The organism is Dapis hubbardiae BLCC-M172 (assembly GCF_050016015.1).
Classification (GTDB): Bacteria; Cyanobacteriota; Cyanobacteriia; order Cyanobacteriales; family Microcoleaceae; genus Trichodesmium.
On record NZ_JBNHEQ010000324.1, the window covers coordinates 1 to 8558 of the forward strand.

Here is an 8558-nt window from a genome sequence, read left to right on the forward strand (position 1 = left end):
TGAAGAATGCTTATCAAAAAATGACAGGGCTTTAATTAATGGCGGTGAAGGTCAAGGTAAACGCGATACAGCCGGGGCAAAACTAGCTAGAAATTTAATAGGAACTGCTAAACGTCTAGACTATCTAGGATATCCCTACAGAGACGAACCCCGTCAACTGTTTGACGCTTATTGCAATCGCTGTACCCCGCCATTAGACAGTAAACAAGCTAACAAAATATGGAAGTCAGCAGAGAAAGATAATCCTACTGCTACATTGACAGATGATGCCTTAGAAAACTGTATCAAAGCTTGGCAACGTCAAAATATAAAACCAAAAAACAACTCAGTTTCAAGCTCATCTAAGCCTGCAATAAATAACAATGTAACTGACAAAAAAGTTACTCTATCAAATGAAGAGTTAAGGCAAAAAATTATTGGAATTATCAATACTAATGAAGATAATGTTGATAAAGATTTACAACTTCTTAACTTTTCACAAGAACACAGCATTCCTTATATACGGATTAAAGAATTAGCTGAAAAGCTATCAAAACAGCTTGACTTAGATGTTGAAAAAGAATCAGCAGCGATAGAAGCGTCAGACCTACAAAATATTAGGTCTGATAGTGTCAATTTAGATTATATTTTTGAGGGTAAACTACCTGAAATAATCAAAAATCAAGCTAAAAGTTTTGGCACTAAACCAGAGGCTTTTTTAATACCATTATTAGCCGTTTCTGCTAGTCTTCAAAAAACTGACAGGAGCCTAGTTTTAAGGTCAGTGGGAAAAGCTTTCAAAGCTTACTCTATCTTTTTTGGAGGAAATGTTGGCGACTCAGGTTCAATGATGAAAACTCCTATCATGCAGGTTTTTCTTGACCCTCTTTACGAGCTACAAACAGAAGTTGAAAAAACTTACAGACAACAATTATTAGATTACGAAAAAGCAAAAGCTGAAGGTTCAGACGACAAAACAGAACCACCAAAAACTTATGATTTCATCCTTAGTGATGCAACAATAGAAGCAGTTGATAAAGCGGTTTCTAATCATCCTGAATATGGGCATTTGATGACACAAGATGAATTAGCAGGTCTTATCAAGTCTGCCAACAAATACAAGAATGGAAAAGGCAGTGACGCTGAGAAAATTTTAGAAGCCAGAGACGGTTCACCTATAAAAGTAGACAGAGCTTCAGGCAAACGTATTTACGTTTCCAATCCCAGATTAAGTATTTTTGGTAATATTCAGCCATCAGTTTTACGAGATTTAATGGGAGATGATGATGAAAATGGTTATTGGGCAAGATTTATATGGTATAACCTACCAGAAGCAGACTGTAAATACTACACTGACGTCCCCCATATAGACCCGACAGATTATATAAAAGGTATTTATAAGAAAATTCGAGGACAGGACAATATTGAAGCCAGGTTATCACCAGAAGCCGAAAAATTTTACGCTCGTTGGTTTGATTACCTAGGGGAAATGGCAAAAAAAGAAACAAGTCAGCCATTGAAAAGTTTTTTAGCTAAACTCAAAAGGGTGACAGGAGAGCTAGCATTAATTGTAGCTACAATTAATGCTGCTGCTACAGGCAAGGAAAATATTCCCGAAGTTTTTGAAGTTGAGGATATTCGGCGTGGAATTAAATTAGCAAAGTTTTTCCTCTCTCAACTGAAGCTTTACAGAGTTTCTAGTGATAAATCATCAAAGTCAGGTCAATATGATGCCTTAATTGAGTTTTCCAAAAAACATGGCTGGCTCAAAGCAGCTACAGTCAAACAAAATATTAGGGCTTTCAAGAAGAAATCATCTGAAGAAATCAGGAGTATTTTCTTGGAAATGAACTCCACAGGCATAGGTCAAATTGAAGGTAAAGGTAATAGACTAACGTGGCGATACAACTCATCACCCGTTCAAACTCTAGACACACTAGACAACGCAAAATCAATGGGTTTAGAGAACTCTAGACAAACTCTAGACACAACTCTAGACAAAAATTCAAACGCTGTAAGCACTGATTTACAAGGGATTGAACAACCTACAGGCACAACTCTAGACACTCTAGACAGATTTTCTGATAATCACCAAGATGTTGAAAGTTATTTTGACTCAGCACCCGTTCAAACTCCAGAAAACTCTAGACACTCTAGACAAACTGTAGACACAAGTCTAGACAAAAACTCAAACGCTGTAAGCACTGACATACAAGAGATTGAGCAATCTACAGTGACAACTCTAGACACTATAGACAACTTTTATGATGAAAACCAAGACTTTGAAAGTCATTTTGAAGTTGGAGACTTGGTTATTGATTTAAGCCAGAGTAAAGATGAAAAATTTACGATCGTAAATATTCAGCCAAATTCACCATACCCTGACGGTGAATATTGGATAGAGAGTGAGAGAAAGCGCCCTGATAAGGTTAGAGGGCATTACTTAGAAAAAACAGAATAGAAAGCTTGAATTAAAACGAAGGTAAATCTACATCTTTAGTTGCATCTAGATAATATTCAAGAATTACCTCAACAGAATTACCAACTGAACTAGCTAGTTTTTTTAATGCACTTAAAAACAACTCTTTAGGGTAACTCTCATATATTTTATTAGCTGCAAGACTAATATAAGTATGTCGCGTTGAATAAGGCTTTATATATTGTTTTATTTGCTCCGTTTCGGCTAAATTCCTAACAATACCATACTTTTCGCTTGACCACTTTAGGGTAAAATTACTATGCGTTATTCTCTTCCCTTTTGAGCAAAAAACAGACTGAAAATTACCGCGTCTTTCTATACCCAAAAGCAACTCATTTAGACGATTATTATTTCTCAAGCTAAAAACTCTTGACTCTCCAGTTTTTGTTGACTTAATTTCACCAGTAACACGGCTAAGAGATTTTGTTATTTTTATATATTTATTAATTTTAATATCGTCCCACACAAGAGCAAAAGCTTCACTAGGTCTACACCCTGTCAGAAATAGAAATTCAGTCAACTGACCATACTCTAGGGTATTATAATCTTTACGATACGCCTGAATAATAGTCTCCATATCCTCTAAATCAAAAGCTTTTCTATTCTCTTCATCTTCCAATTCTTGAGTCTTTTTAGGTAGAGATATCATTGAAGCATAAGGAGAAAAAGGATTATGGTTAAGCTCTCCTTTGTCAACAGCAAGTCTTACGGCTTGAATCAATTGATTAATAAATTTATTGGCAGCAGATTTATCATTAATACCAGATAGAAAAGCAGAAACTTTTTTTGCAGTTTCCTCACTAATATCAAATCCTCTAAACTGTTCAATATAACCCCCAAACTTTTTTTGATATGTAGCAATAAAAGTCGAAGAACTTAATTTTTTACGCTTGATTTCTAGCCAATCATCCCAACAATCTCCAATAGTTACTTTTCGTTTACCAACTAATTTTGTAGTTTTGCCATGAATACTAATATTAGGCTTAAGCATCAATAGGTAACGTTCCAACGTAGCGTCAAATTCTCCATAGGGATTTCTTAAATCTTGATTCATTACCTGCACAACAGACTCAGCCCTACTTCGGTTATGGGTAGTGTCCTTCAAACCCACAGAAATAAACCTTTTTTAGCAGAAAACCTTGTTTCTTTAAATCAGATATTAGCCACTGTGGGAAACCAATCCTTAAATACTCCCCTTTATCCTTACTGACAGAGATAACTCCCTTTCTGAACTTTCTATCAGTCACCTATCAAAACATCCCTTTTTCTATCAAAACTTAGTCACTCTCAACCGATTAATAGGAATTATAGCTTATGTACTCAACCTTTAGGAATTGAATATCTGCCAAATTCACAGTCTTGAATTACTTGTCGGAACCCACCCCCGACAGGTGGAGTGAATCTCAATACTTCCTTGAGAACTTGTTCAAGATAAGTCATCTGTTTAAGACTTTCTATGCTTAGGGGTTCTATGGGAGAAAACTGCTTTTGTTCTTCACGAAGACGAGTCACTACATCTTGGTGTTGACTTATTAATAGACAGAAGGAAGCGATCGCCGAAGTTAAGGTCTCGTGACCAGCAAACAACAATAATAATATCTGGTCTTTCAATTCATCCAAAGGTAAACCATTGTCATCTTCATCCTTGGCTTGCAAAAGTATTTCCAAGGCATCCTCACCAAAATGTTCTTCTTGCTGTCGTTGCAGAATAATCTTTTCTATATGCTGGAGTAACTTTTGTCTACAACGAAGTGCTTTACCGAATCTTGTCCAAGGTAATGATAGAGGAATAGAAAATAAACCTTTTACCCACTCCTCAAATAAACTAGCTAATTTTGTCTGGGAACCACCATCACTACCCATAAATAAACGGCTAGCAATATCAAAGGTATAGTCACGAATTTCAGGATACCAAGTTAAAGTACCTATTTCTGCCCATTTTTCCAGATAGCTAGCAGTCATAGTCTCCATTGTGGGAGTGTAATTTGCCAAAGCTCTTGGTTGAAAAGCTTGTGCCAAAAGTCTACGCCTTTGCTGGTGGACACTACCTTGTTGGACAGCTAGAGAATCAGGGCCTAATAAAATCCTGGTACTTTTTGGCCAAGTAGCAGTAAAGTATTTATTTTCATTGGAAAACAAAAATTTATTAGCTTCTGCTCCAGCTAAAAATATTGTAGGAGTGCCAAAAATATGACTTTTGTAGATTTTTCCATACTTTTTTTCTCTTTTTTCAGCGAAGTTGTTATCTGTTAGAAAACTAATAGTTTCACCCACAAGGGGTAAACCCAAACTTCCTGGTGGTAAAGGGAATTTAGTATTTCTTGTAGTCATAAAAATTTTATTCTCACTTGTAGTTTTTTTAACATATTTAGGGCTTGCTGATTAAATATCAAAGGATTGACGAATAAAGGTTTGAGCATTTTTAGGTCTGAAAAAAGTACCAGCTTTTTGGTTAATAAAGCCGAAAAAGTGAGCATTTTTGGTAGATTATGGCGGAAAAATCTAAGGACTCTTCTTCCTCCTGTCTCCTCTATAATTCCCACTTCTCCTGACTCCGTACGGACGTTGCATGCAACGTCCGTACCTCCTGACTCCTACCCTTACCCATAAGACTTTTTCAGCAAAACCTATTTATACACAATTAAATCAATCAATTAGATTAAAAAATATTCCTTATTTGGGAGATGCAATTTCTACTTATGAATACAACAAAATTTGTTATTTCTACTAAATTAATTAACTGTTAAATTTAGACAACACTTTTAATAATAATAATGATTAAAAACCCTAGTAAAGTCGATATTCCTACAATAGAACCTCCCTTGGCATAAGCTTCCGGTAACATAGTTTCAGAAATAACGGTTAGCATTGCCCCGGCTGCCATCGACTCCAAAAGAGATATGATTGATTCCGGAACATCAGCAAATACCAAACTACCAACCGCAGCTAAAATTCCTGTGATGATCATAATAGATGTCCACATCATTAATATGCGAGGGATAGAAAATCCCTGTTGTCTCATCCCCTCAGAACTTGATAGAGCTTCAGGATAATTAGAAATGAATAACCCAGCTAATAAAGAAGGACTGACTGGATTTGTAATAATATGTGCCCCAATTGTTAAAGCTTCTGGGATTCCGTCCATCAATAGTCCTAACCAAATGGCCATTGGTACATCTTTATGTTCTGACATCATTGAAGTCATTCGAGTGGCAGAAGGAATCAATTGGCTGGAATTCATGCTGTTTAATGCTTGTTCCACCCACTCGGCAGCCTTAGTTGATTCAAACTGTTGTCGAGTTTCCAAATAATCTTTGAGTTTAGGTTGTTCTAAAAACTGTTTTACCCCTTTTTCCAGATGGGTAGACTGTTGCAACATCTCCCCAAAATCTTGTTTTCTGAATGTCCATACCCCCACATCAATTTTGGCGATCGCTGTGACTGTATGGAAAGCTCCTGTGACAAAGGATAATTCCCCAAATGAGTCTGCACAAGTCAACACTAGAGGAGCTTTTTGGAGATGACTAGGATAAACAATTTCGACTTCACCATGAGCAATAATATACAGACGATCGGAAAAGTCACCGGGCTGAAAAAAGACATGACCACCTGAGCGTTCTCGGTAGACTAAACGGTCAGCAATATTTTCTAAGTCTTCTTGCGGTAAATAGCTAAAGACAGGAAAGCGGCGAATGCGACGAGCTAAGTTTAAAAAATCTGTTTTTTTCTGAACAATTTTGACCGCAGACTCAATTTTGCGCTGTTCTTGGAGCATTCTTAGGGATAGTGTTACCCAATCCTTAATTTGCTCTAAACTCAATCCATGACGTTGGTAAAGATAATCTTTAATATTTTCTTGTTGTAGGGTTTGTTCGGTTCTTTTCAGGAGTTCGGGCGAAACTTCCAGAAGTTCTTCAAAATCGGAACGATGCAGAATTTCTAGCTGACAATTTTCTTTAACCACTGCCATCGTTTGATGAGGACTGCCCGTTAAAAAGGCTAAGTGACCAAAAATTTCATTCACCTCAATAGTCTTGAGAGCAGTTAAGTTTGTTTGAGGATCTAGGAGACCTACCTTTCCCTGTTTAACAATATAAAGACTTTCACTGGGGTCTCCTTGACGATACAAAATAGTTTCTTGAGGGTAATTTCCAACTAACAAGACTTGAGCAATTTGTTTTCTGAGAGCATGGGATAAACCTTGAAAAAGTCCAATTCGTTTTAAGCGACTGGAACTTTGGGTAAAACGACAGCGTTCTTGTTCAGTTAAATGGGCTAAGGTAGTTGAAGGTTTTCGTAAAAATCCCCCAGCATTATTGACAGTCTGGTTGACGAAGATAAAGAATAAACTTCCCAAAATTGAACCAATGACTAATTCTAGAAGATGTCCCTTTTCTCTGGTACTACCTACTAAATCAATAACTAGAGCTGCCAGTAATGCTCCTGCTCCAAAAGCCATTAAAAAAGCCAGTATTCGTTTTTTAGGAGTCCACACCAAGGCTGTGAGAGATCCTAAAGGCATGGAAAAAGCACTAATAATTCCGGCGATTAAAGCATTGACCCAAATAGATTGAAACATCTTTTTACCTTAATCCCAAGCCTAAAATTTTTAACCAATATTAACCCACTATATTTTCTGGTAAAACCACAAAATTTACAAAAAATTTGTTGAGAACTCATGCATTGCCTAAGTCCTGAAAATTGAATTAATTAATTAAGATGCAAAAACATTCATATTTTCAATTTCTATTTTTCATTATCTTGAATTAGCCATTATTACGTAGGGGAGTCTCTAAACTTGAATGCCATCTCTAAAATTGGTGATAATACTTATTTTTTAGTATAAAATTATGCACTTTTTTTGCTTTAACGGTCTCTAAGATTTTAGTAAAGTAGTTGTTTTACTTAGGTAAAGTGAATAATATTAAAGATTTGATGAAGGTTTTAGTTTATACTTGACGCGGGGGGTAGAGCTATAAGATGAAATTGTTGTTGAAATAAACACAATAACAACTTGTCGTAATTTACGGAAATCACACAAACCCATGAAGATTAAATCAATTCAAACTATAGGTAAGGCTAGTTATAATCTCTGCTCAATGGTACTAGCTACTGCTGCTGCTAGTGCAGTATCTATATTTGGTACTGTAGGTCAAGCACAAGCACAAGTTAATAACTCATCGAACACAAATATCGCTCCTGCTGTTACTTTTCGGGTAGTTAACGAAGAGCCAGAGGAAATCTTGTTTCCAATAATAATATTGAATTCTATTCCAGTTACTACAGATAATCCAGTTACTACAGTTAATCCAGTTACTACAGTTAATTCAGTTACTACAGTTAATCCAGTTGAGACCCCAGAGCCAAGCCTAATATTAGGGTTTATTGCAGTTGGTGGGTTAATGCTAGGAAGCACAAGAAAGGCTAAAGACTAAAAATTGAAAAAGCTTAGGGAATGAGGTGAGAGAAAAATTCCTCTTGTCTTCTCTCCTCTCACTTCATATCCAGTACGGCAACTTAGAGCAATATTTGTCAACAAAATAGGTCATTTCAGTTATCAGTTATCAGTACCTGCGACGCAAGTCTCTAGCTTGAAATACTGAGTTGAATATTTTTTTCATCCCCTTAAAAGGGAAGGCTTTAAACGGGATTGATTAATTATCAATTATCAATTATCCGTTGGTAAGTCTTGAATAATATTTGTGATTTTCATGGTTATTTTGGCAGTTTTCAACTGTAGCACTTTTACTTCTGATAAATGGTATTAGAGCTAGAGCAATACTACAATCTTTAATTATAACTATTAAACCGGACATGATATAAGTTATTTCAATCCCATCAACTCCTTTAATTAACAAAAAAGTCGGCGAAAACCCACCTAATAAAGATGAGCGGTACACCCTTATGTGAGGTGGGGATAAATGCCGAGCAAAATATATAAAACATCAACCTAATTTTAGTTGCTCAGAATCTCCAACTATAAACTTAACTTCTAACTTCTGACTTCTGACTTCTGACTTCTTCAATAATCACCACCTAAAAATTAAACTTCTTCCTTCTTCCTTCTTCCTTCTTCCTTCTTCCTTCTTCCTTCTTCCTT

The 8558-nt window shown here is 36.1% G+C and carries 5 protein-coding genes; 2 read left to right on the forward strand and 3 right to left on the reverse strand.

Going from position 1 to position 8558, the window contains the following annotated elements:
• Positions 1–2440: DUF3987 domain-containing protein (locus ACP6PK_RS30185; protein ID WP_426565279.1), on the forward strand; the 2440-nt coding region annotated here is incomplete at its 5' end.
• 10 nt (positions 2441–2450) lie between these two features.
• Here the strand turns inward: ACP6PK_RS30185 and ACP6PK_RS30190 are convergent.
• From ACP6PK_RS30190 to ACP6PK_RS30200, 3 genes are all read right to left on the reverse strand, one after another.
• Positions 2451–3569 carry a tyrosine-type recombinase/integrase gene (locus ACP6PK_RS30190; RefSeq protein WP_426565281.1) on the reverse strand — a complete coding sequence of 373 codons (1119 nt, stop codon included), beginning with the start codon at positions 3567–3569 and terminating at the stop codon, positions 2451–2453.
• A 209-nt stretch (positions 3570–3778) separates the two neighbouring features.
• A complete protein-coding gene (locus tag ACP6PK_RS30195; protein WP_426565283.1) occupies positions 3779–4789 on the reverse strand; it encodes a cytochrome P450 in 1011 nt (336 codons plus the stop codon).
• Positions 4790–5207: 418 nt separating this feature from the next.
• Positions 5208–7037: a cyclic nucleotide-binding domain-containing protein gene (locus ACP6PK_RS30200; protein ID WP_426565285.1), complete on the reverse strand. Its 1830-nt coding sequence runs from the start codon at positions 7035–7037 to the stop codon at positions 5208–5210.
• 466 nt (positions 7038–7503) lie between these two features.
• On the opposite strand from ACP6PK_RS30200, the gene ACP6PK_RS30205 reads away from it, so the two are divergent.
• On the forward strand, positions 7504–7893 hold the full coding sequence (locus ACP6PK_RS30205) for a PEP-CTERM sorting domain-containing protein (protein WP_426565287.1): 390 nt from the start codon (positions 7504–7506) through the stop codon (positions 7891–7893).
• The last annotated feature ends 665 nt before the right edge of the window (positions 7894–8558 follow it).

What these genes read in the sequence shown, in the direction of transcription:
- ACP6PK_RS30195 (WP_426565283.1), bottom strand. Translation starts at nt 4,789, where the DNA reads ATGACTACAAGAAATACTAAATTCCCTTTACCACCAGGAAGTTTGGGT.
- ACP6PK_RS30200 (WP_426565285.1), bottom strand. Translation starts at nt 7,037, where the DNA reads ATGTTTCAATCTATTTGGGTCAATGCTTTAATCGCCGGAATTATTAGT.
- ACP6PK_RS30205 (WP_426565287.1), top strand. Translation starts at nt 7,504, where the DNA reads ATGAAGATTAAATCAATTCAAACTATAGGTAAGGCTAGTTATAATCTC.